At 31.8% G+C, this 25232-nt stretch carries 23 protein-coding genes; 18 read left to right on the plus strand and 5 right to left on the minus strand.

The features are described from left to right. Window positions 1-17: 17 nt before the first annotated feature. From rplQ to PBN93_RS10810, 8 genes are all read left to right on the plus strand, one after another. Window positions 18-506 carry a 50S ribosomal protein L17 gene (gene rplQ / locus PBN93_RS10775; protein ID WP_077406735.1) on the plus strand — a complete coding sequence of 163 codons (489 nt, stop codon included), beginning with the start codon at window positions 18-20 and terminating at the stop codon, window positions 504-506. Window positions 507-614: 108 nt separating this feature from the next. Beyond that, complete coding sequence (gene carA / locus PBN93_RS10780; RefSeq protein ID WP_271080609.1) at window positions 615-1727, plus strand: glutamine-hydrolyzing carbamoyl-phosphate synthase small subunit; 1113 nt, start codon at window positions 615-617, stop codon at window positions 1725-1727. A gap of 129 nt (window positions 1728-1856) precedes the next feature. Then, window positions 1857-3149, plus strand: coding sequence for a phosphopyruvate hydratase (gene eno / locus PBN93_RS10785; RefSeq protein ID WP_077406730.1), 1293 nt, complete (start codon window positions 1857-1859; stop codon window positions 3147-3149). A 237-nt stretch (window positions 3150-3386) separates the two neighbouring features. Beyond that, a complete protein-coding gene (locus tag PBN93_RS10790; protein ID WP_271080610.1) occupies window positions 3387-4670 on the plus strand; it encodes a citrate synthase in 1284 nt (427 codons plus the stop codon). 119 nt (window positions 4671-4789) lie between these two features. Then, window positions 4790-5701: a dimethylarginine dimethylaminohydrolase family protein gene (locus PBN93_RS10795; RefSeq protein WP_271080611.1), complete on the plus strand. Its 912-nt coding sequence runs from the start codon at window positions 4790-4792 to the stop codon at window positions 5699-5701. Window positions 5702-5718: 17 nt separating this feature from the next. After that, the gene (gene ctlX, locus PBN93_RS10800) at window positions 5719-6651 is read left to right on the plus strand and encodes a citrulline utilization hydrolase CtlX (protein ID WP_271080612.1); all 933 of its coding nucleotides are present in this window, start codon (window positions 5719-5721) and stop codon (window positions 6649-6651) included. Between the two features lie 59 nt (window positions 6652-6710). After that, window positions 6711-8483, plus strand: coding sequence for an arginine--tRNA ligase (argS, locus tag PBN93_RS10805; RefSeq protein ID WP_077406721.1), 1773 nt, complete (start codon window positions 6711-6713; stop codon window positions 8481-8483). Window positions 8484-8498: 15 nt separating this feature from the next. Then, window positions 8499-9311 (plus strand): zinc-dependent peptidase, encoded by an 813-nt coding sequence (locus tag PBN93_RS10810; RefSeq protein ID WP_077406718.1) that lies wholly within the window; start codon window positions 8499-8501, stop codon window positions 9309-9311. On the opposite strand, the gene PBN93_RS10815 is transcribed toward PBN93_RS10810, so the two are convergent. The 3 genes from PBN93_RS10815 to PBN93_RS10825 all read right to left on the minus strand — a co-directional run bounded on the left by PBN93_RS10815 (window position 9308) and on the right by PBN93_RS10825 (window position 13338). Next, entirely contained in the window at window positions 9308-11836 is a 2529-nt protein-coding gene (locus PBN93_RS10815; protein ID WP_271080613.1) for a TonB-dependent receptor, read from the minus strand. The two genes, PBN93_RS10810 and PBN93_RS10815, sit on opposite strands and share 4 nt — an antisense overlap. Next, on the minus strand, window positions 11823-12731 hold the full coding sequence (locus PBN93_RS10820; RefSeq protein WP_077407152.1) for a FecR family protein: 909 nt from the start codon (window positions 12729-12731) through the stop codon (window positions 11823-11825). Before PBN93_RS10820 ends, PBN93_RS10815 begins: the two co-directional genes overlap by 14 nt. Window positions 12732-12825: 94 nt before the next feature. Further along, on the minus strand, window positions 12826-13338 hold the full coding sequence (locus PBN93_RS10825) for an RNA polymerase sigma factor (RefSeq protein ID WP_077406712.1): 513 nt from the start codon (window positions 13336-13338) through the stop codon (window positions 12826-12828). A 115-nt stretch (window positions 13339-13453) separates the two neighbouring features. Between PBN93_RS10825 and PBN93_RS10830 the strand changes: the two genes are divergently transcribed. The 5 genes from PBN93_RS10830 to PBN93_RS10850 all read left to right on the plus strand — a co-directional run bounded on the left by PBN93_RS10830 (window position 13454) and on the right by PBN93_RS10850 (window position 19720). Further along, a complete protein-coding gene (locus PBN93_RS10830) occupies window positions 13454-15172 on the plus strand; it encodes a hypothetical protein (protein ID WP_077406709.1) in 1719 nt (572 codons plus the stop codon). 134 nt (window positions 15173-15306) lie between these two features. Next, on the plus strand, window positions 15307-16647 hold the full coding sequence (gene ffh / locus PBN93_RS10835; protein ID WP_271080614.1) for a signal recognition particle protein: 1341 nt from the start codon (window positions 15307-15309) through the stop codon (window positions 16645-16647). Between the two features lie 50 nt (window positions 16648-16697). After that, entirely contained in the window at window positions 16698-17585 is an 888-nt protein-coding gene (locus PBN93_RS10840) for a bifunctional 5,10-methylenetetrahydrofolate dehydrogenase/5,10-methenyltetrahydrofolate cyclohydrolase (protein WP_077406706.1), read from the plus strand. Window positions 17586-17737: 152 nt separating this feature from the next. After that, window positions 17738-18703: a sulfurtransferase gene (locus PBN93_RS10845; protein WP_271080615.1), complete on the plus strand. Its 966-nt coding sequence runs from the start codon at window positions 17738-17740 to the stop codon at window positions 18701-18703. Window positions 18704-18862: 159 nt separating this feature from the next. Beyond that, the gene (locus tag PBN93_RS10850; RefSeq protein ID WP_271080616.1) at window positions 18863-19720 is read left to right on the plus strand and encodes an alpha/beta hydrolase; all 858 of its coding nucleotides are present in this window, start codon (window positions 18863-18865) and stop codon (window positions 19718-19720) included. A 62-nt stretch (window positions 19721-19782) separates the two neighbouring features. Here PBN93_RS10850 and PBN93_RS10855 read toward each other — a convergent pair whose 3' ends face one another. Further along, window positions 19783-20430: a 7-carboxy-7-deazaguanine synthase QueE gene (locus tag PBN93_RS10855; protein WP_271080617.1), complete on the minus strand. Its 648-nt coding sequence runs from the start codon at window positions 20428-20430 to the stop codon at window positions 19783-19785. Between the two features lie 169 nt (window positions 20431-20599). On the opposite strand from PBN93_RS10855, the gene PBN93_RS10860 reads away from it, so the two are divergent. The 5 genes from PBN93_RS10860 to PBN93_RS10880 are packed head-to-tail and all read left to right on the plus strand — an operon-like array spanning window position 20600 to window position 24373. Beyond that, window positions 20600-22108, plus strand: coding sequence for a helicase HerA-like domain-containing protein (locus tag PBN93_RS10860; protein WP_271080618.1), 1509 nt, complete (start codon window positions 20600-20602; stop codon window positions 22106-22108). Window positions 22109-22139: 31 nt separating this feature from the next. Continuing rightward, window positions 22140-22685: a hypothetical protein gene (locus PBN93_RS10865; RefSeq protein ID WP_077406687.1), complete on the plus strand. Its 546-nt coding sequence runs from the start codon at window positions 22140-22142 to the stop codon at window positions 22683-22685. Window position 22686: 1 nt separating this feature from the next. Then, complete coding sequence (locus tag PBN93_RS10870) at window positions 22687-23055, plus strand: cupin domain-containing protein (RefSeq protein WP_271080619.1); 369 nt, start codon at window positions 22687-22689, stop codon at window positions 23053-23055. Window positions 23056-23087: 32 nt separating this feature from the next. Then, window positions 23088-23930: an alpha/beta fold hydrolase gene (locus PBN93_RS10875; protein ID WP_077406681.1), complete on the plus strand. Its 843-nt coding sequence runs from the start codon at window positions 23088-23090 to the stop codon at window positions 23928-23930. Between the two features lie 14 nt (window positions 23931-23944). Then, on the plus strand, window positions 23945-24373 hold the full coding sequence (locus tag PBN93_RS10880; RefSeq protein ID WP_271080620.1) for a VOC family protein: 429 nt from the start codon (window positions 23945-23947) through the stop codon (window positions 24371-24373). Between the two features lie 16 nt (window positions 24374-24389). Here the strand turns inward: PBN93_RS10880 and PBN93_RS10885 are convergent, their stop codons facing one another. Beyond that, a complete protein-coding gene (locus PBN93_RS10885; RefSeq protein ID WP_271080621.1) occupies window positions 24390-25196 on the minus strand; it encodes a hypothetical protein in 807 nt (268 codons plus the stop codon). Window positions 25197-25232: the final 36 nt, after the last annotated feature.

A 25232-nucleotide genomic window follows, 5' to 3' on the forward strand; every position in this document is an offset into this window, starting at 1 on the left:
ATATATAAGATAATACAATGAGACACGGTAAAAAAGTTAATCATTTAGGAAGAAAAGCAGCGCATAGAAAAGCTATGTTAGCAAATATGGCTTGTTCTTTAATTGAGCACAAAAGAATTAACACTACTGTTGCTAAGGCTAAAGCTTTAAAACAATTTGTAGAGCCTTTAATTACAAAATCAAAGGCAGAAAACAATCAATCTGTAGAGAAAGGTACTCACAACAGACGTATAGTTTTTAAAAGTTTAAGAGATAAGTACGCAGTAACAACTTTATTTGGTGAAGTTTCTTCTAAAGTAGGAGACAGACCAGGTGGTTACACAAGAATTATTAAACTTGGTAACAGGTTAGGTGATAATGCTGATATGGCTTTAATAGAGTTAGTAGACTTTAATGAAGTTTATAACGCTGGTAAACCAAAAGAGAAGAAGAAATCTAGAAGAGGTAGAAGCAAAAAGGCTGTAGCGCCTGTAGCAGAAACAAAATCAGATGATTCAGAAGAATAAAATAATGATTTTATTTTTAAATATTCAAAAAAGGATAGGCTTATAGTCTATCCTTTTTTTTATGTTAAATTTGTATAGTAAAAATAATAAGGATTAAATTTTTATAGGGTGAAATATCAAGCAAGAAAAAAAGCGCTAATTTTATTAGCAGACGGTACAATTTTTCACGGAAAAGCTGTTGGTGATGCAGAAGGTACTGCATTTGGTGAGGTTTGTTTTAATACTGGTATGACAGGGTACCAAGAAATTTTTACAGATCCATCTTATTTTGGACAAATAATGGTAACTACTAATGCGCACATTGGTAATTACGGTACAAACCAGGAAGAAGTTGAGTCTGATTCTGTAAAAATTTCTGGTCTTGTTTGTAAAAATTTTAGTTATGATTATTCTAGGGTTGATGCAGATACCAGTTTACAAGATTTTTTAGAAAACAGTAACCTTTTTGCTATTTCTGATGTAGATACAAGAGCTTTGGTAAGTTATATTAGAGATAATGGAGCTATGAATGCTGTAATCTCTACAGATGTAGATAATATTGATAGTTTAAAAGAGCAATTGGCAAATGTACCAAGTATGGAAGGCTTGGAATTGTCATCTAAAGTATCTACTAAAGAACCTTATTTTTATGGGGACGAAAATGCAAAATATAAAATTTCAGCTTTAGATATAGGAATTAAGAAAAACATATTACGTAACCTAGCTAAAAGAGATGCTTACATTAAAGTATTTCCTTATAATGCATCATATGCCGATTTAAGTTCTTTTAATCCTGATGGATATTTTATATCTAACGGACCTGGAGATCCGGAACCTTTAACAGAAGCTATTCAAACAGCAAAAGATATTATTGCCAACAATAAAACATTATTTGGTATTTGTTTAGGTCATCAAGTTATTGCTTTAGCTAACGGTGTTTCTACATATAAAATGCATAATGGTCATAGAGGTATCAATCATCCTGTGATGAACTTGACAACGGGTAAAGGAGAAATTACTTCTCAAAATCATGGTTTTGCAATTAATAGAGAAGAAACAGAGGCTAATGCCGACTTAGAAATTACACACAAACATTTAAATGATAATACTGTAGCGGGTATCAAAATGAAAAATAAGAATGTTTTTTCGGTTCAATATCACCCGGAAGCCAGTCCTGGACCAAATGATTCTAATTATTTATTTGATAATTTTTTTGATTTAATAAAAAACAGTCAGAACTAAATAATACGATATCGTTTTCGTTTAAATTATAGTTAATTATTGGTATAGTTATGGCGTAAAGATCACTGTTAATGCTACACTTTTGTATCTTTACAACTAGATTATATCAACCTAAAAATAAAAAATTCTATGAGTATTATCATAAATGTGCATGCAAGGCAAATATTAGATTCAAGAGGTAACCCTACGGTAGAAGTAGATGTATATACAGAAAATGGTGTTTTAGGTAGAGCCGCAGTTCCTTCTGGAGCTTCTACAGGAGAACATGAAGCTGTAGAGCTTAGAGATGGTGGTGATATTTTTATGGGTAAAGGTGTTTCTAATGCCGTTGCTAATGTAAACACTACTATTGCAGAAGAAATTGTTGGAATGTCTGTTTTTGAGCAAAACTTAATAGATCAAACAATGATTGATTTAGATGGTACTCCAAACAAATCTAAATTAGGAGCTAATGCTATTTTAGGTGTTTCTCTGGCAGTTGCTAAAGCTGCTGCTAATGAAATGGGTATGCCTTTATATAGATATGTTGGTGGTGTAAGTGCAAATACTTTACCAGTACCAATGATGAATATTATAAATGGAGGTTCTCACTCAGATGCACCTATTGCTTTTCAAGAATTTATGGTAATGCCTGTTAAAGCAAAAAACTTTACGCATGCAATGCAAATGGGTACAGAAATTTTTCATCATTTAAAGAAAGTTTTACACGACAGAGGATTAAGTACAGCTGTTGGTGATGAAGGTGGTTTTGCTCCAAACTTAGCTGGTGGTACGGAAGATGCTTTAGATACTATTGCCAAAGCTGTTGCTAATGCTGGTTACAAATTAGGCGATGAAATTATGATTGCTTTAGATTGTGCTGCTGCAGAGTTTTTTGTAGACGGTAAGTATGATTATACTAAGTTTGAAGGAGATAAAGGTGTAGTAAGAACCTCTGAAGAACAAGCGCAATATTTAGCAGATTTATCTGCTAAATACCCAATTATTTCTATAGAAGATGGTATGGATGAAAATGACTGGGATGGATGGAAATCTTTAACAGAAAAGGTTGGAGATAAAGTGCAATTAGTTGGTGATGATTTATTTGTTACAAATGTAGAGCGTTTGTCTAAGGGTATTAAAAATAACATTGCAAACTCAATTTTAATTAAAGTAAACCAAATAGGAACGCTTACTGAGACTATAGCAGCTGTTACTATGGCTAAAAATGCAGGTTACACATCTGTGATGTCTCACCGTTCTGGAGAAACTGAAGATAATACAATTGCAGATTTAGCGGTAGCATTAAATACAGGTCAAATTAAAACTGGTTCTGCGTCAAGATCAGATCGTATGGCAAAATACAATCAATTATTACGTATAGAAGAAGAATTAGGTACTGTTGCATATTACCCACAAATGGATGCATTTAAGATAAAATAATAAGTTGTAAACTCATTATTAATAAAAGCCACTCTTTTTAGAGTGGCTTTTTCGCTTCTTGTTAATTTTATATAATATAGGTAACTTTTTGAGTGATTTTTATGACATCTTAATTAACTTAATATATTTTTTGAATAATATATGTTATTAAATGTATAAATAGCTATAACTAATTGATAAACTCTTGTCTTTTTCTTAAATTTACAGTTCGATTAATAATATTAGTAAATTATACCAATGTCAGATAAAGTTACTTTAGAATTTAACGGGAATAAATATGATTTCCCAATAGTGGAGGGCACAGAGAAAGAACAGGCCATAGATATTAAAACATTACGTTCTGCAACCGGTTTAACTACAATAGATCCAGGATATAAAAACACAGGCTCTTGTGAAAGTGCTATTACGTTTTTAGATGGTGAAAAGGGTATTTTAAGGTACCGTGGATATTCTATTGAAGAGTTGGCTGAAAAAGCAGACTTTTTAGAAGTAGCTTATTTATTAATTTTTGGAGAATTACCTAACACAGATCAGTTAGCTAAATTCCATGCAGATATTAAAAAGGAGTCTCACGTAGATGAGGAAATGAAAAAGATTTTAGATGGTTTTCCAAAGTCTGCACACCCAATGGGCGTTTTGTCTTCTTTAACAAGTGCTTTAATAGCATTTAACCCATCTTCTGTAAATGTAACTTCAGAAAATGATATGTACCACGCAATAGTAAGAATTTTAGCTAAATTCCCTGTTTTAGTTGCTTGGACATTAAGAAAGAAAAAAGGTCTTCCTTTAGATTATGGAGATGATTCTTTAGGTTATGTAGAAAACATTCATAAAATGATGTTTAAGAGACCTAGTGAAGATTATAAGTCTAATAAAATTGTTATTGATGCATTAGATAAATTATTGATTTTGCATGCAGATCATGAGCAAAACTGCTCTACATCTACTGTAAGAATAGTAGGTTCTTCTCACGCAGGTTTATTTGCTTCTCTATCTGCAGGTATTTCTGCTTTATGGGGACCATTACACGGTGGTGCTAACCAGGCAGTATTAGAAATGTTAGAAGCTATTGAAGCTGATGGTGGAGACACTAAAAAATATATGGCTAAAGCTAAAGACAAAAATGATCCGTTTAGGTTAATGGGCTTTGGGCACAGAGTATATAAAAACTTTGACCCTAGAGCTAAGATTATTAAGGTAGCGGCAGATGAAGTTTTAAATGACTTAGGTATAGACGACCCTATTTTAGATATAGCTAAAGGTTTGGAAAAAGAAGCTTTAGAAGATCCTTACTTTGTAGATCGTAAATTATATCCTAATGTAGATTTCTACTCAGGTATTATTTACAGAGCTCTGGGCATACCTACAGAAATGTTTACTGTAATGTTTGCTTTAGGTAGGTTACCAGGTTGGATTGCTCAATGGAGAGAAATGAGATTAAATAACGAGCCAATAGGTAGACCAAGACAGGTTTATGTTGGTGAAAATCACAGATCTTTTGTTGAAGTAAATAAAAGATAAACTTTAATAATTTAGTTTAAGTAAAAGCCTTTTTGAAATTTCAAAAAGGCTTTTATTATTTTAGAGATTCTTATTTTTATTTAGAAAAATTCGTTTCATATTTGCATAAAAATTAGTTTATGCGTCAAATAAATGTGAAAAACGAAACTTCTAGGTTAAAAACTGTTGTATTAGGTACTGCAGAAAGTTGCGGCCCTACTCCAACAGCAGAAGAAGCTTATGATCCTAAATCTTTAGAGCATATTTTAGCAGGTACATATCCTTTAGAAGAAGATATGATTGCAGAAATGAATGCTTTTGAAGCTGTACTAAAAAAGTACAATGTAGAGGTGTTAAGACCTAAATTACTTAAAGACTGTAACCAGATTTTTTCTAGAGATATTGCTTTTGTTATAGACGATGTTTTTTTTAGAGCAAATATTTTGCCGGATAGAGAAGAAGAATATTTAGCAATACAATACATAGTAGATCAAATAAATCCTGACAAGGTAGTAGAGTTGCCTGAAGAAGCGCATATAGAAGGAGGTGATGTTATGCCTTGGAACAACCATATTTTTATTGGTACGTATACGGCAGAAAACTACTCGCACCACATAACAGCAAGAACAAATAAATTGGCAGTAGAGCACATTACAAAATTTTTTCCAAATAAAACAGTAAAATCTTTTGAGTTGCGTAAATCTACAAATGCTAAAGAAAATGCATTGCACCTAGATTGTTGTTTTCAACCCATAGGAACAAATAAGGCTATTCTTCATAAAAATGGTTTTTTAGTAGAAGAAGAATACCAATGGTTAGTTAATTTTTTTGGTAAAGAAAATATTTTTGAAATAAGCAGTGAAGAAATGTACCATATGTTTAGTAACATTTTTTCAATTTCAGAAAATGTTATCGTTTCAGAAAAAAACTTTACAAGATTAAATAATTGGTTAAGACAACAAGGTTTTACAGTAGAAGAAATACCTTATGCAGAAATATCTAAGCAAGAAGGTTTGTTACGCTGCAGTACATTACCATTACTAAGAGAATAATATTTTACAACTACACTATGCAAATTACAAATACAATTTTAATGATAAGGCCGGTTGGTTTTCGTAAAAACGAACAAACAGCTGTTAACAATTACTTTCAGGAAGATCTTGATATTAAAAATGCAGAAATAAATAAAAAAGCACAAGATGAGTTTGATGCTTTTGTAACTCAATTACGTTTTAAAGGAGTAAATGTAATTGTTGTAGATGATACAAAAGAACCAGATACTCCAGATTCAATTTTTCCTAATAATTGGATTTCTTTTCATAATAATGGTACTGTTGGTTTATACCCAATGTATGCAAAAAACAGAAGAAATGAACGTAGAGAAGATATTTTAGATATCTTAGAAGAAAAAGGTTTTAGTATAGACCACACCATAGACTATACAAGTGCAGAGGATGAAGAATTATATTTAGAGGGCACAGGTAGTATTTTATTAGACAGGGTAAACAAAAAGGCGTATTGTGCTTTGTCTGTTAGAGCAGATGAAGATTTATTTATTGAATTTTGTGAAGATTTTGAATATACACCAGTAGTTTTTACGGCCAACCAAACAGTAGATGGTAAACGTTTGCCTATTTACCATACAAATGTAATGATGTGCTTAGCAGAAGATTTTTCTGTAATTTGTTTGGATACTATAGACGATAAAAAAGAACGTAAAAATGTAGTTAAACATTTAAAAGAAGATGGTAAAGAGGTAATTGCTATTACAGAAAAACAAATGCATTCTTTTGCAGGTAATATGCTTCAAGTTTTAGGTAAAGACAATAAACGTTACTTGGTTATGAGCTCTGCTGCCTATAATAGTTTAACTAAAACTCAAATTTCAGCTATAGAAAAAACGTCAGAAATTATACTTAGCTCTTTAGAAACTATAGAGACTTGCGGAGGTGGTAGTGCAAGATGTATGATGGCAGAAGTATTTTTACCAAAAACAAACTAAAATCTATCTTTAAAAAAAAGATAAAAGCCGTAATTTTACAGGCTTAAATACAATTTATAATGAATATCCAAGAAGTGTTAACGCAAAAGGTAAAAGAAGCGGTTTTAGCTATTTATGAAATAGAACTGCCAACAGTAGAGTTTCAGCCAACAAGAAAAGATTTTGAGGGCGACATAACTGTAGTAGTTTTTCCTATTTTACGCTTTGTTAAAGGTAATCCTGCGCAAATTGGAGAACAAATAGGTTTGTATTTAAAAGACAACGTAGCAGAGGTAGAAAATTTTAATGTAGTAAAAGGGTTTTTAAATATTGTAATTAGCAACGCTTTTTATGTAAACTTTTTTAATAATATTAAAGATACAACAAACTATGGTTTTGTAGCAGAGACTGCAGATGCAGTTATGGTAGAATACTCTTCTCCAAACACTAACAAGCCCTTGCATTTAGGACACATTAGAAACAATTTATTAGGTTACTCTGTTGCCGAAATCTTAAAAGCATCTGGTAAAAAAGTATATAAAACTCAAATTATTAACGATCGTGGTATACATATTTGCAAAAGTATGTTGGCTTGGAAACTTTTTGGGAATGGAGAAACTCCGGAGAGTACAGGGTTAAAAGGCGATAAATTAGTTGGTAATTACTACGTTAAGTTTGATAAAGAATACAAAGCACAAATAGCAGAATTAGTAGCTAAAGGTACAAATGCTAAAGATGCAGAAAAACAAGCGCCTATTTTATTAGAAGCACAAGAAATGCTACGTAAATGGGAGGCTGGCGATGAAGAAGTTGTTGCCTTGTGGAAAACAATGAACCAATGGGTTTATAATGGTTTTGAAGTTACTTATAAAAACTTAGGTGTAGATTTTGATACTTATTATTATGAGAGTGATACATATCTTTTAGGAAAAGATATTGTAGATGAAGGCTTAGAAAAAGGAGTTTTTTACAAAAAAGAAGATGGTAGCGTTTGGATAGATTTGTCTGATGAAGGTTTAGATGAAAAAATTGTACTACGTGCAGATGGTACTGCAGTTTATATGACGCAAGATATTGGTACAGCTATACAGCGTACTAAAGATTACCCAGATGTAAATGGTATGGTTTACACTGTTGGTAACGAACAAGATTACCATTTTAATGTATTGTTTTTAATACTTAAAAAATTAGGCTTTTCTTGGGCAGAACAATTGTATCATTTAAGTTATGGTATGGTAGATTTGCCTAGCGGAAAAATGAAGAGTAGAGAGGGTACTGTGGTAGATGCTGATGATTTAATGAAAGATATGACGGCTACTGCAGCTAGTATTTCTGAAGAATTAGGAAAGTTAGATGGTTACACTAATGAAGAAAAAGAAGAACTTTACAGAATAATTGGTTTAGGAGCTTTAAAATATTACATATTAAAAGTAGACCCTAAAAAACGTATTTTATTTAACCCTGAAGAATCTGTAGAGTTCCAAGGTAACACTGGGCCTTTTATACAGTATACTTATGCAAGAATACAGTCTATCTTAAGAAAGTCTGATTTTGATTATACGGCCACTGTAGCTACTAACAACTTACATGAAAAAGAAAAAGAATTAGTAAAACAAATACAAGTTTTTCCTTCTGTTGTGCAAAATGCAGCTCAAAACTATAGTCCTGCCTTGGTAGCAAACTATACGTATGATTTGGTTAAAGAGTTTAACTCATTTTACCAAAACGTGCCAATTTTGCCAGAAGAAGATTTACAAAAGAAAATATTTAGAGTGCAGTTATCTAAAAAAGTAGGAGATATAATAAAGTCTGCTTTTGCTTTATTAGGTATAGAAGTGCCAAACCGTATGTAATTTTATAAACAATTTATGGGTGATGATTTAGGAGTTAGTATTTTTGGTATTACTGCTTTGTTAGCAATTTTAGGCTATTTTATTTATATCCTTTACTACATAGCAGATTTGTATTTTTTTACACCTTCTAAAAATAATATAAAATTATCTGCAGCAGATGAGTATTTAATAGTTAAAAATTTACCGGCATACTCCTTACTATCTCCAAAACACAAACAGAAGTTTAAAAATAGAGTGTCTAGATTTAGAGCTAATAAAACCTTTATTTTTTCTGAAAAAAGTGCTAAAGACGAAGAAATAAAGCTGCTGTTGTCTGCAACGGCGGCTTTTTTAATGTTGGGTTTTAAAGATTACAGAATATCTACAATAAAAAAAATACTTATTTACCCTTCTGCTTATTTCTCTACAATAACTAAGCAAAACCATTTAGGAGAATATAATCCGCAATTAAAAACATTGGTTTTTTCTGCCGAACATGTGCTTAGTGGTTTTGAAGATGCTACAGATAATTTAAATTTAGGTGTACATGAGTTTGCACACGCTTTAGCTTTTCATTTTAAAAAAGATTTAAAATATACTGCGGTTAAATTTAGAAACGGATTGACAAAAATGGAAAAACTATTGCACAATAAGACGTTTTTAGAGCGCGTAGAAAACACGCAGTATTTTAGACCTTATGCTACAACCAATATTCATGAGTTTTTTGCTGTTGCTTTAGAAAATTACGTAGAAACTCCATCAGATTTTGTAGACACTTTTCCGGAGTTGTATAAAATAATTACGCGTATGTTAAATTTTGAAGAGTTTAGTTTTCATAGCAAGCTTTAAAAACTAATTCTAAAACTAGCGTTTGGTGTTATGCCTAGTGATACGCTTTCTACCGTTTCTATTTCATTATCATTAGTAACTCTGTAATATCTATTTAAAATATTTTTTTTGTTTAAAACATTTAATACAGATGCACCTATTGTTGCTTTGTACTTTTTATTTATTTTAAAATTGTACAAAGCAGATAAGTCTGCTCTAACGTAACTAGGTAATCTACTACTGTTTGGGTCTTTGTAGTTTATTTTAGAAGGAAAACTTAATACATCTAAAGCATTATTGCCTTCTTCTGGTTCTGTATAAGGTTTACCTGAGTTATAATTTATACCAGCACCTATTTTAAAATTCTTATAATTATAAGTTGTTGCAAATGTTATGGTATGCCTAATATCTAAATTATTAGGAAAAGTGTTTGGTGTAATGTCTTTAAATGTGTAATTGTTTAAGTTATATGTATAGCTTAACCAAGTACTGTAGTTATTTGCCTTTTTATTAATTAAAAATTCTACACCTTTAATATTGTACTTTCCTATTTCTCCGTTAAACTGGTCTTGATTTTGAAATCCTTGTGTAAGGGTGCTTATGCCTTCTACATTTTTGTAAAAAGCTTCTATACCAATATAAATACTGTTTTTATCGTAATTTAGTCCAGCAGATAATTGTTTGCTTGTGGTTATTGGTAGTTCATCTTCATCTGCTAAAATCCATCTTCTTTTTTCTATTCCCAAAAAGTTTTGTTCTAAATCTATAATTTGGTTGGTAGATTGACTTTTGTATTCTCCTAATATTGAAGCATTAAAATAGGTAGCTATGCTGTAATTTATATTTAAACGAGGTTCTAATATCCATCTTTTAAAGGTATTTAAATTTTCAATATAATTTAAACGAGCACCTACTTGGGCTTTTAATTTTGTGGTGTTGTAATTTAATTCACTAAAAATAGCATTTGTTCTAATAACTCCTTTTATATTTTTTCTATAGGGCGGTTGTGTTACGTTAGTTAGGTTTAAAATACCAGTTTCTATAAGTTGGTAACCACTTAAAATACCCATAGTACTATTTATTTTATAGTTTACATTTAATTTTAAGCCATTTTCTAATACTTTATTGTTCTGTTGTAATTCTTGCCTATTAGTTACTGCTAAGGTATTTAAATTGTAATATGTGCGGTATGCATTAATTTTTGTAGTTAGTTTACTATTCCAGGTACTTTGTAAGCTGCCTCCAAAAGAGGTATTTTGTTGGTCTAAACTACTGTTACTATTTTCTTCATTAGCATTTGTTTCTGCATATTTTAAGGCATTGTTCATTTGTATAAAACTAAAGCGTACTTTGTGGTTTTTATTTATGTTATACATTGCTTTAGCGGTAATATCATAAAAATAAAAATCTTCCTTTCTAGTAACTTCACTGTCTTCTGTATCGTTTTCTATATCGCTATCCTGAAAAGTTTTATCAAAATATCTATTGTAGGTAGGAGAATTTAAAAAATCTGTAACAGATCTTCTTGCAGAGAATTGAAAAGCTCCTTTATTTGTTATTGGTACCTGTGCATAAATATCTGCAGTTATCATATTAAAGCCTCCTCCATAAAAAGAGTCTTTAACATTGTTATTGGTTCTCATATCTATAACACTACTAATACCGTCTCCATATTGCGGACTAGTACCGTTTTTAGTAATAGATACACTGTTTGTTAGGTAGGGGTTAAAAGCAGATATTAATCCAAAAAAGTGGCCAGATTGGTACATTTTAATGTCTTCCCAAAGCACTAGGTTTTGGTCATTTGTTCCTCCGCGTACATTTATATCAGACACAGTTTCATTACTACTTTTTATGCCCGGTAATGCCTGTACAGTTTGTAAAACATCTGGCTCTATAAGTCCTGGTAAAATACCAAAATCTGTAGTTTTTAAAACAATACTACCATTTTTAGATTTGCGTAAACCGGTTGTTAAAAACTTAGAAACAATTACCTCATTTAATTCTAAATAATGCTGACTAAGTAAATAGGTGTTAACAGGTTTGTTTTTGTTTAGTTCTGTGGCATTAAAATGTAGAGTTTTGTAGCCAATAAAACGTATTCTTATTACAGCATTTTTAGGTACCTTATTTAGTGTAAAGTAACCTGTAGAGTCTGTAACGGTTGCTATATTATGTTGCAATACTTCTACACTTGCACCGTTAATAGTGTTTTGTTCAAAATTATCTAAAAACTTAGCGTGTATACTAATAGTATTTTCTTTAGATAATGCAAAGTAACGCTTATTTAATTGGGTAAGTTTTAAATCTGTTTTTGTAGTTATATAACTTAGTATATTATTTAAATTGGTGCTTGTGCTAGGTTTAATATTAAAGGGCTCTACATCTTTATCTACATAAGAAAACCTAATATTAAATGTCTGCTCTAATTGTTGTATGTATTTAAGTAAAGGTATAGTATTACTTGTTTCTTGCGCACTAGTTACATAACTAATGGCAAAAAAAAAGCAGTAAAAAATAACTCTAAAAAACTTATTCCTGAGCATAAAACAACACCTTATTCTCCTCTAATGTATAACTAATTTTAGAAGGTATACTAATACTCTTTAAGGCAAGTTCTAAATCCTTGTTGTTAAAAGAGCCAGTGTATAGTTGTTTTGTATTTACGTTTTTTGTGGTTACCGTTAAGTTAAATTGTCTTTGCAGTTCATTAAAAACAAACTCTAACGGTATGCTCTTAAATGTGCTTTCGTTTAGTGTCCATGAAGGAACTAATGTTTTTACGTGGCTAAGTGGTGCCACATTACCATTAATTACCATAAAAGATGTACCGCCAGGTACTTTATAATCTTTGCCATTGTAATTTACGTTAACAAGACCTTCATAACAAGTAACTTCAAAAAAGTTAGTTCTTGTTTCTACATTAAATTGTGTGCCTAATACGCTAATTATACCTTGGTTGGTTGTAACCGTAAATTTTTCTCCTTTTGCTACTTTAAAAAAAGCTTCGCCCTCTAAAGATACATCTCTTTTTTTGTCCCAACTGTTTTTATTGTATGCTATTTTAGACTCGGCATTAAGTATAACTTCAGAATTGTCTGGTAACACAAACTCATTGTTTTGCGCATAATCTGTACTAATGGTTTGGTCTAGAGTAGTAGTGTAAAAATAACCTAAGCTGCATATTAATAGTACAGCTGCAGCTATACTTATGTATTTTTTTAATGGATTTAATTTAACAACCTTAGTTTCTTTAATAGTATTACGTTTGTTGTTAATTGCCTGTAAAGCCTTTTCTTGGTCAAATTCTGGAGCTTGTAAGTTGTTAGAAGCTGTAATTATTTTATGGTAAGAGGTATATTCTTCGGTTTTTTTAAACTGAATAATTTCTTCCTCTGTTAACTCGTTATTAAGCCATTTGGCTAGGTAATTTTCTTGCATAATTTTTGCTTTACGTAGGTATAACAATCAATAAGTAAAAAACCCTACTTTATATTTTATTTTTTATAAATCTATAATTTTGTGCACCAGTATTTTAAATACCATTTATATGTTCTCTAAGAGATTTTAGTGCCAAATGCATCCTTTTTTCAATTGCTTTTACGCTTACGCCTTCTAATTCTGCAATTTCTGCATATTTCTTTTTATCAATTCTATTTAATAAAAAAGTAGTTCGTTGGTTTTCAGGTAAACTAGCAAGTGCTCTTTCTAATTTTTCTTGAAATTGTTTTTCTTCAAGTAAAAACTCTGGTGTTTCATTACTTACATCAGTATTTAAATGCGCATATTTTAGGCGTACTTTGTCTGCCTTAATCATATTTAAATATAAATTATTGGCAATAGTGTATACATATGCTTTGGCCTTACTAGGTACTACCTTTGCACAATTTTCCCATAATTTTACAAATGCTTCTTGTACAGCATCGTAAGCCTTTTCTTCGTTACCAAACTTATAATATATGTAATTAAACACCGTTTTAGAGTTGGTTGTAAAGACTTGGTTGTATATCTTTTCTTCGCAAACGTTATTATGGTTGTCTATGTTCAAAACTACTTTGTTTATTTTTTTTCAAAGGTATTTTAAAAAAATGATATTTTATTGGTAGGGTTTTTTTTAACTGAATTGTTATAGAGCTATAAAACAAAAAATAAACCAAATTATTATGAAAAAGTTTTTCGCAAAATTTATGTTCGCAATCCTACTTATGGGAACATTTAGTCTAACCTCTTGTCAAGAAGAGTTTGAAGAGTTGCCAAACAATAGTGACGGCAAAGCTATTGAGTCTACTTCTGCCACAGCAGCATTAATTAAGGGAACATCTTCTAAAGATGGCTCTTATGATAATATAGTTGATGGTGCCAGTTGTTTTGCAATACAATTCCCTTACAAGGTTAATGTAAATGGGTTAGATATTACTATAGATTCTATTGAAGATTTAGAATTAATTGAAGAAATTTTAGATGAAATAGATTCTAACGATTATGATTTAGAAATTATTTTTCCAGTAAAAATTACATTGTCTAACTACACAGAAATTACTATTAATAGTAAAGAAGAGTTATTAGCGAAAGCTAAAGACTGTGTAGAAGGTGGTGAAGATGATGATATTGAGTGTATAGATTTTGTGTACCCAATAGATGTATTTAGTTTTAATACTAACTTAGAAATAACAAATACTACTACGGTTAAAAGTGATAAAGATTTTAGATTATTTTTTGCAGGTCTTGGTGATAATGACATTGTTGGTCTAGATTTCCCTATTACCTTAGAAAAATACGATAATACTAAAGTGGTTGTTAATAGCAATGCAGAATTAGCAGCTGTGTTAGAGAGTGCAAAAGATATGTGTGATGAAGATGATGACAATGATTATAATGATGATGACTTTACAAAAGAAAGGTTAGATGCATTTTTAATTGATTGCCCTTGGATGATAGACGAAATTTTTAGAAACAACCAAGAGCAAACAGAGCAGTATTTAGAATTTGTTATGGATTTTAAAGAAAACGGAAGTGTTGTTACTAAAAACAATCAAGGTAATTATGTAGAAGGTACTTGGTCTACTAGCGTAAATGCTACTAGCAATAGAGTAGAGTTAAAAATGGAGTTTGAAACTATGGCAGATTTTAACTTGGATTGGTATGTATACGAGTTAAATGATAATAGAATAAAACTATTTGCTAACAACGGTACTGATAAAATAATACTAGAAAAACACTGTGAGTTATCTAACGACTATTCTAATGAAGAAATTAGAGATTTGTTAGATGGTTGTAAGTGGAATTTTGCTGTGCCAAGTAGCTCATCTATTGGGTTATATAACATTATGTTTTTAGAAAATGGAAATGTTAAGTTTGTAGATGATAACGGAACTGTTTTTACTATAGATACTTTTTCTACTTGGGCTGTAGAAAGTAATGCAATTATTTTTTACAACATTAACCAAGAGTTAATAGCAGAAAAATGGAAAATATCGTCATACTCACAAAATCAAATATTTGTAGATATTTATAATGAGAATGAGCTAATTTATCAAAACGTATTGCAAAGAAATTGTGATGAAAATGCAGCTTGTAGCGATGCAGAAATAAACGAAGCTCTACTGGGTGAGTGTAAATTTAAAATTACAAATGTAGATGGTACTTTTTCAGAAGAGTTGTTAATAGATTTTTCAAGTAATAATATTCACGTTTATGATGCCAACAATACAGTTGTAGAGGAAGGTAACTGGTCTTTACAAAGCGGAACGTTATCATTTAATGACTTTACTATGATTCTTGAAAATTATGGAGGAGATTGGAAAGTAATTGAGTGTAGTGAAGAAGCATTTACACTAGAAAAAGGAGAAGAAATTATTGTCTTAACCAAAGTGTGCAGCTAAATAGTAGCACATAATAATTATGCAAAAGGGTAACTTTATATAAGTTGCCCTTTTTTTATGTTATATTTTTTTGCTTAAAGCATACACTTCCCAATGTAATTATTAAATTTGCATTTCCAGAAAAAAGTAGACTTATGTTCAATAATTTAAGTGAAAAGTTAGATAAAGCGTTCCACGTCTTAAAAGGACACGGACAAATTACAGAAATTAATGTAGCAGAAACTTTAAAAGAAGTTCGTAGAGCTTTATTAGACGCCGATGTTAACTTTAAAATAGCAAAAGAATTTACCAATAGAGTAAAAGAAAAAGCACTAGGTCAAAACGTACTTACAACCTTACAGCCTGGCCAATTAATGGTTAAGTTGGTTAAGGATGAGCTTACCGAGCTTATGGGTGGTGATGCAGAAGGCATAAACCTATCTGGTACACCATCAGTAATATTAATGTCTGGTTTGCAAGGGTCTGGTAAAACAACCTTTTCTGGTAAACTTGCTAATTACCTAAAAACTAAAAAAACTAAAAAACCTCTATTGGTTGCTTGTGATGTTTATCGTCCTGCGGCTATAGATCAGTTACACGTTGTAGGTGAGCAAATAGGAGTAGAGGTTTTCTCAGACCGTGGTAATACAAATCCGGTAGCAATTGCAGAAGCTGGTATAGCACACGCAAAAGCAAACGGACATAATGTTGTTATTATAGATACAGCTGGTCGTTTAGCTGTAGATGAGGAAATGATGACAGAGATTGCCAATGTACACAAAGCAATAAACCCTCAAGAAACATTATTTGTTGTAGATTCTATGACAGGGCAAGATGCCGTAAATACAGCTAAAGCTTTTAATGATGTTTTAAATTTTGATGGTGTTATACTTACAAAATTAGATGGTGATACTCGTGGTGGTGCAGCCATATCTATTAAATCTGTTGTGACTAAACCAATTAAATTTATTGGTACTGGTGAAAAAATGGATGCAATAGATGTTTTTCACCCATCGCGTATGGCAGAACGTATCCTTGGTATGGGAGATGTTGTGTCTTTAGTAGAGCGTGCACAAGAACAGTTTGATGAGGCAGAGGCACGCAAAATACAGAAGAAGATTGCCAAAAATAAATTTGGGTTTGATGATTTCTTAAAGCAAATTCAGCAAATTAAGAAAATGGGTAGCCTAAAGGATTTAATGGGTATGATACCTGGTGCTGGTAAAGCATTAAAAGGTATGGATATAGATGACGATGCCTTTAAACACGTAGAGGCAATAATACACTCTATGACTCCTGTAGAACGTGAAACACCAAATTTACTTAATGCTAGTCGTAAAAAGAGAATTGCAAAAGGTAGTGGTAGATCTGTGCAAGAAGTAAACCAATTGCTTAAACAGTTTGACCAAATGAGCAAAATGATGAAGATGATGCAAGGCGGTGGCGGCAAAAAAATGATGCAAATGATGGGTGGTATGAAAGGTATGCGCCCTTAATCAATAAAATGTAATTGTAATATAAAAACCATCAAACTAACAATCTAATAATGGAATTACTAGACGGAAAAAAAGTATCAAACCAAATTAAAGAGGAAATTACCGTTGAGGTAACCAAAATGAGAGATCGTGGTGAAAAAGTACCACACTTGGCGGCAATTATAGTTGGTAATGATGGTGCTAGTTTAACTTACGTAGGCAGTAAAGTACGTTCTTGTGAACGTGTTGGTTTTGAGTCTACTTTGGTGCAAATGCCAAGTACAACTAGTGAAATAGAGTTGCTTCGTAAAATTGAGGAACTAAATCAAGATGACGAAATTGACGGCTTTATAGTACAACTACCATTGCCTCCGCAGATAGATACGCAAAAAGTACTTTTAGCAGTAGACCCAGATAAAGATGTAGATGGTTTTCACCCAACTAACTTTGGTAAAATGGCGTTGGATATGAGTACATTTATACCTGCAACTCCATTTGGTATTTTAGAGCTTTTAGAGCGTTATAAAGTAGATACTAAAGGAAAACATACCGTTGTTATTGGTCGTAGTCATATTGTTGGTAGACCAATGAGTATTTTAATGGGGCGTAAAGGTTGGCCAGGAAACTCTACAGTTACACTTACACACAGTGCTACAAAAAATATTACACAAATTATTTCTCAGGCAGATATTGTTATATCTGCATTAGGTGTTCCTAACTTTTTAAAGGCAGAAATGGTTAAGGATGATGCAGTAGTTATAGACGTTGGTATTACACGTGTTGCAGATGATACCAAGCCAAAAGGTTATTATATTACGGGTGATGTAGATTTTGAAAATGTAAGTAAAAAAGCATCATTTATTACTCCTGTTCCTGGTGGTGTAGGACCAATGACAATTGCAATGTTGTTAAAAAACACGTTACTAGCTAGAGAGCGCCATAGAAGTGCTAACAAATAATAAACAACATAAGTTTTAACCAAAAAAATATTGGTATTCTTAGTAATAATAGCAAACCATTACACAGCGTGTAATGGTTTTTTTTATGTTAATAAGTTAGCGCCAAACCTACCATTTAATTGGGTAATTTTAATCCGCATAAATATAAACTAATGAAAACACCCCTTATCTCGGCTAAAGAGCTGCAAGCCTTATTGATAGAAGAAAGTAATGTTATAATTTTAGATGCTAGTCCGGTCACAAATGTATCCGGATTAAGTAGTGACCTAGAAAATTTACAAATAAAAGGAGCTCGTAAGTTTAATATAAAAGATAATTTTAGTGATGCGTCAAGCAATTTTCCTAATACAATACCAAGTGCAAAACAGTTTCAAGAAGAAGCACGCAAACTGGGGATAAAAAAAACCAGTAAAATTGTAGTGTATGATAATTTAGGCGTATACACATCACCACGCGTATGGTGGTTGTTTACTACATTTAGTCATAGTGAAGTAACAGTTTTAGATGGTGGCTTACCAGAGTGGGTAGCTCAAGGTTTACCAACAGAAGAAGCAACTAAAAAAAGAGTCCCATTGGGTAATTTTATAGCCAATCAAAAAGAGTTTGCTGTGGTAAACTTTTCTATGGTTAAAGAAAATACAGAGAGCAATACCGCTTTAGTTGTAGATGCACGTTCTGAAGGTAGGTTTAATGGTACAGAGCCAGAACCTAGAGCAGAATTGGCTAGTGGTAACATTCCAGGTTCTGTTAATGTTCCTTTTACAAAAGTTTTAGAAAATGGTAAATTTAAATCTAAAGAAGCATTAACAGAAATTTTTAATCCCATTTTAGCAGAAGACAAACCACTAGTTTTTAGTTGTGGTTCTGGTTTAACAGCTTGCGTTATTTTATTAGCTAGTAAGTTGGTAGATGACACTAAAGATACATCTGTTTATGATGGCTCTTGGACAGAGTGGGTACAGTTGTATAAAGAGGAAACAGATGAAGAAGAAGGAGACTCAGAAACAAAAGATGAGGTTTTAGATGAAACTACTCAAGAAGAAGTTAGTATAAAAGAAGAGGTAAATGATGATGAAGATTTTAATAATGAAGAAATAAGTAAAGAAGAGGAAGAATAGTCTTAATTAATGTAGTTTTAAAAAAGAAAGACTTAAAAATTTATTTTAGTTCACCTTAGTAACTTAACCAATATATTACAAGCTTTAAAGAGAATGTAGTCCTGTTTTGGACTACATTTTTTATATTTAGGGACACTAGCTTATAAAATTTTTTGTCCCATGAAAAAATTAATACCTACTATTTGCTTTTGTTTGCTGCTTAATTTTATAACTAAAGCGCAAACAGGTAAGGTTTTTGATAACCTAAAAGTTACTAGTGAAATATTAAAGAGCGAACGTAACTTCTCTATTTATCTTCCACCAGATTACGAAACTTCTAAAAGAGATTATCCAGTATTGTATTTATTACACGGAGCAGGAGATGACCATACCGGTTGGGTGCAATTTGGTGAGGTTTTACATATTACAGACAAAGCTATAAAAGCAGGCAAGGCAACACCAATGATTATTGTAATGCCAGATGCTGATACTGGCAAACGTGGATATTTTAATACTGAAGACTGGAGGTATGAAGATTTCTTTTTTGAAGAATTGATGCCTTATGTAGAGAAGAAATATCGTATAAAAGGAGAAAAACGTTATCGTGCAATATCTGGACTCTCTATGGGTGGTGGCGGTACTTTTATGTATGCTTTACACAAACCAGAGTTGTTTTCTTCTGCTTGTCCGCTTAGTGCTTCTGTAGGTATGTTGCCACAAGACACGGTTAAAATAAAAGATTTTGCTCAAAGTGAAAACAAAACTGTAGAAGAAATGAAGAATTATTTTAAAAGACATTCAGCCATTTCCTTATTAGATAGCGTTCCTGTAAACGATATAAAATCTGTACGTTGGTATATAGATTGCGGTGATGATGATTTTTTGTTTGAAGGTAATAGCTTGGTTCATATTTCTATGATGAAAAAGAAAATACCACACGAGTATAGGGTTCGTGATGGGGCTCATAATTGGACCTATTGGAGAGAGTCTCTACCAGAAGTTTTAAAATTTGTCTCTGCTGCTTTTCATCAGCATTAAGTACAAAAAGTGTTAAAAAAAAGAAGCTAGTAAAAATTATACTAGCTTCTTTTTTTATATTTCTATGGTATGTTTAAATACTTGTGTGTTTGTAAGGATACTTTCCATTGCGGATTTTTCATAACAAAATCTACAATAAGCGGTGTCATTTTATCTTTAACACTCCACTCTGGCTGTAAGTATAAAATACAATCTTTATTTACTTTAGCCGCTTGTTCTTCAGCAAATTTAAAATCGTTTTTATTATAAATTATCATTTTTAATTCATCTGCTTTATCATAAATAATACCTTGTGGTAACTTATTTTTTTTAGGAGATAAGCATATCCAGTCCCAAATACCAGTTAAGATATATGCACCAGAAGTTTCTATATGTGTTTGTAAATTTTTAGCCTTTAAAGCTTCAGTAAGTGGTGCCATGTTCCACGTTAATGGCTCGCCACCTGTAACCACAATTGTGTTAGAGTATTTTGCAGCATTATTTACAATGGCATCAATAGTTGTTGGTGGGTGCGTAGCTGCATTCCAACTTTCTTTAACATCACACCAATGGCAACCTACATCACAACCACCTACACGTATAAAATATGCAGCTGTTCCTTTATGAAAACCTTCTCCTTGTATGGTATAAAATTCTTCCATTAACGGAAGCATTTCTCCTTTATCTACCAATGCTAATACCTCATTTTTAACCATTATGCAAAGATACATTTTTTGTTTTTTACTATCTAACTTTACGTAAAAGATAGCATAGTGTTACTGTATAACATAAAAAAAACAACAATTATGGTGGTTGTTACTTAATGTTTTATTGTATTTACAGCAAAACTTCTCTTTTTAGTTGTTTAAATTTAAGCTATTTTTATCAAAATTTTAAGAAATGAGCACCAAGGAAAAGTTCTTAGCAGACATAGAAAAAGGATACGCAACAAAAGGAGATTTTATAAATATGGGCGCTGGTATTGTAGACGGTGAAACCGTTACAAATGCGTTTGTAAAAGTACCTTTAAAAACACTTAACCGACACGGTTTAATTGCAGGTGCTACAGGTACGGGCAAAACAAAAACGTTACAAGTATTGGCAGAAAACTTGTCAGACAAAGGGGTGCCAGTTATGTTAATGGATTTAAAAGGAGATTTAAGTGGTATAGCACAACCAAGTGCAGGACATCCTAAAATAGATGAACGCCATGCTAAAATAGGTTTGCCATTTAACGCTAAAAGTTTTCCTGTAGAAATTTTGTCGTTGTCTGAGCAAGATGGTGTAAAGTTAAGAGCTACAGTATCTGAATTTGGTCCGGTGTTGCTTTCTAGAATTTTAGACTTAACAGTAACGCAAGAAGGTATTGTTGCAGTTATTTTTAAATATTGTGATGATAATAAATTGCCACTTTTAGATCTTAAAGATTTTAAAAAAGTACTACAGTACGCTACAGAAGAAGGTAAGGCAGAGTTTAAAGAAAGCTACGGAAGAATTTCTTCTGCATCTACAGGTTCAATTCTTAGAAAAATAATAGAGTTAGAACAGCAAGGAGCCGATTTATTTTTTGGTGAAAAATCTTTTGAAGTAGATGATTTAACTAGGATTGATGAAAACGGTAGGGGATACATTAATATTTTAAGATTAACAGATATACAAGATAGGCCTAAGTTGTTTTCAACTTTTATGCTAAGTCTATTGGCTGAAATTTATGATACTTTTCCTGAACAAGGAGATAGTGATAAACCAGAACTAGTATTGTTTATAGATGAGGCTCACTTAATTTTTGATGAAGCATCCAAAGCTTTATTAAACCAGATAGAAAGTATTGTAAAATTAATACGTTCTAAAGGTATTGGTGTATATTTTGTAACTCAAAATCCTGCAGATGTTCCAGAAGATGTTTTGGCCCAACTAGGATTAAAAGTGCAACACGCATTACGTGCATTTACAGCAAAAGATAGAAAAGCTATTAAATTAGCAGCACAAAATTACCCAGATAGTGAGTATTACAATACAGAAGATGTATTAACATCTTTAGGTATAGGAGAAGCTTTAATTTCTGCTTTAGATGAAAAAGGTAGGCCAACTCCGCTAGCCGCTACTATGTTGCGCGCACCTATGAGTCGTATGGATGTTTTAACAGATAAAGAGCTAAAAGAAGTGATAGATGCTTCTTCTTTGGTTAAAAAATATAATGATGTAATAGATAGAGAGAGTGCTTATGAAATGCTTAACAAGAAAATTGAAAAAGCAGAAGCATTAGCGGAAAAAGAAAAAGAGAAACCAGCAGCTAAAAGAACAAGTAGTCGTTCTAGAAGTACAAGGCAAAATCCTGTGGTAAAAGTTTTAACCAGTGCAACTTTTATTAGAGGTGTGTTAGGTGTGCTTAAAAAAGTATTACGTTAAAAAAAACCTACTTACTAACTATATATTTTAAATGAAAAAAATTACAATTACCTGCTTAGTTGCAGTGGCAATTTTGGCGGCAAAATGCGGCAAAGGAACAGAGTCAGATTTTTTAATTACGCCAACGAGTTTTGGTAAATTAACAAAAGAAAATTCGGCAAAAGATTTAGAAACAATTTATGCAACAGATTCTATAGTTAAGGATGATGCAGTGCAACTAAGTGCTAGTGTACGCAAAGAGCATATTTATGAAAAGGGTGGAAAACCATTGTTTACAGTAAGTATTAGTAAAGACTCTATAATTGATAATATTAGAGTTTTAGATCCGCGTTACACTACAGATAAAGGGATTAATTTACTTAGTACGTTTAAAGATATTAAGGATAATTACACTATTCATAAGGTATTAACTTCTATGAATAATGTAGTTTTATTTATAAAAGATAGTGATGTGTATTTTACTATTGATAAAAAAGAGCTGCCAGAGAACTTACGCTACAGTAACAATACCAATATTGAAGCAATACAGATACCAGACGCTGCTAAAATAAAATACTTAATGATAGACTGGGAATAGTATGAAAAAGAAGTACACCATACAAACAGAGCCTTTTGTTGTACCTACTGCAGATGGCAAATTAATTGAAGAACATTTTGGCGGAGCAACAAACAAGCAACAGGATTTAAGTATTGCTCATATGGTGGCTCCTCCAGGTTGGTCAGAGCCTTTTCAGACTCCAGAATTTACAGAGTATACTTATATTATTAAAGGTAAAAAGCAATTTTCTATAGATGGTGAGCTTGTTGTTTTAGAACAAGGGCAATCTATACGCATAGAAAAAAATACACGCGTACAATATGCTAACCCTTTTAGTGCTCCTTGTGAGTATATTTCTATATGTACCCCAGCTTTTTCTATAGATACAGTAAATAGAGAAGAAGATTAACCCTTATTTTATAATAGCCTACACTATATTTTATGAAAAAAATGCTAAGTAAAATTATACCTGTTGCCTATGGTACATATTTTAATGTGCTATCTGTTTTCAGTAAACGGTTAGCAGCAAAAAAAGCATTTTATCTTTTTTGTACCCCAAGAAAAGGTAAAGTTTTGCCACACCAAACAGAATTTTTAAACAAGGCAAAAAAAGAGGTAATAAATACCAATAATTTAGATTTACAAGTATACCAATGGTCAGGAGAAAAAGAAACTATTTTACTGTTGCATGGTTGGGAAAGTAATGTCTTTAGGTGGCGCAATTTAATTGGGTATTTAACTAAAGAAAATTATAATATTATAGCTTTTGATGCACCTGCACACGGTAACTCTACAGGCTCAGTTTTACACGTACCAATTTATACAGAGGTTACACAAGCACTAATAACCAAATACCAACCAAAATATATTATAGGACATAGTGTTGGTGGTATGACAACCTTGTATAATAATTACAAATACAACAACCCATTTGTAGAAAAACTTGTAATACTAGGTGCACCATCAGAGTTTTATACTATATTAAAGAATTACAAGTCAATGTTAAAGTTTAATAAAGCTGTTTTTAACAGTTTAAAAGAATTTATATTTGATAAGTTTAATTTTTTGCCAGAAGATTTTTCTATCTCAGAATATGCAAAGCAGAACACTAAAAAAGGTTTACTTGTGCATGATAAGTTAGATTTAATAGCTCCTTGCTCGGACTCTGAGTTGGTGCATAAAAATTGGACAAATAGCAAACTACTAGTAACAGAAGGTTATGGCCATTCATTACATCAAGATGAGGTAAGTAATGCTGTTATATCATTCATAAAAGAAGCATAAATAAATTATATAAAATGACATACCCAATAGCACCTTTTCATATTGCCATTCCTGTTCATAATTTAGAGGAATGTAGAAATTTTTATAGAGATGTTTTAGAGTGTCCAGAAGGTAGAAGTAGTGACCATTGGGTAGATTTTAACTTGTTTGGTCATCAATTAGTAATACACTACAAGCCAAAAACCGAAACAGAAGAACAACACACCAATGCCGTAGATGGAAAAAATGTTCCTGTACCACATTATGGTGTAGTATTACCTTGGGAAACTTTTGAGAATTTTTCTGAAGACTTAAAGGCTAAGGGTGTAACTTTTGTAATAGAACCTTATGTGAGATTTAAGGATGAGGTAGGTGAGCAGGCTACTATGTTTTTTTATGATCCTGCTGGTAATGCGTTAGAGTTTAAAGCCTTTAAAGATTTAAATCAATTATTTGCTAAATAGTAGTTGCAAAAATTAACTACTTACCACCGTTAGCTTTTAAATCTGCTATGCATTCAGCGTCTAAAGTAGGTAATCCGTTTTTACTTGCAATAAGCATTTTTTTCATACCAGCCCCAAATTCTAATTTTGCGTTCATTAAGCAATCTTCAACATTGCAATGGTTGCTTCCAACAGTTTCGCCGTCATCATTTGTGGTTTCTCCTTCATGCGGGTGTACCATTTCTGTTCCTAAATTAACCAGGCCCATTAAGTGGCCAAGTTCATGCTGTAAAGTTGCAGTTTCTACAGATGTTTCTGAAACTAATGTGCTTTTAGCTGCTAATTCTTTTATTGTAGACTCATAAATTACCATAGATGTATTACGGTATACAGCACCTAAAGTTACAGAGTTAGTTTCTTTATCATCATTGTTAGATGGTGCATCTGCAAAGTAAATATAAATTGCTAAGGTGTCATCTGTATTGTAAGCAGTTCTGTTATCAGTTTCTAACTTAGCTATTTCCTCTATCGTTAAACTTTCTTTATTAGGAGAAGAAACTTGCTTGTACGTGGTTGTTATTTCGTTTTTAAAAGTAACATCATTAATAAAGTCTGTAAAGTTCGCAATTGAAGCATCATTAGGTCTAAAGCCATCTACATAAACAATTTCTAATGCTAATTTAGAATAATTTGTGTTAGCTAAAATATCATTAGCAGAATCTCCAGAGCCTTGTAGGTTAGATGCTTTGTTGGTCCCTTCTTTTTGTTCAGCAGAGCTGTCATCTGCACTAGAACAGCTAATAACAAGTAAAACGGCAAATAGTAAAGCGCTAAAATTCTTCATAAATATCTTTTTATAACTAACAGTTAGTTGCAACAA

The organism is Cellulophaga omnivescoria (assembly GCF_027915275.1).
Taxonomy (GTDB): domain Bacteria; phylum Bacteroidota; class Bacteroidia; order Flavobacteriales; family Flavobacteriaceae; genus Cellulophaga; species Cellulophaga omnivescoria.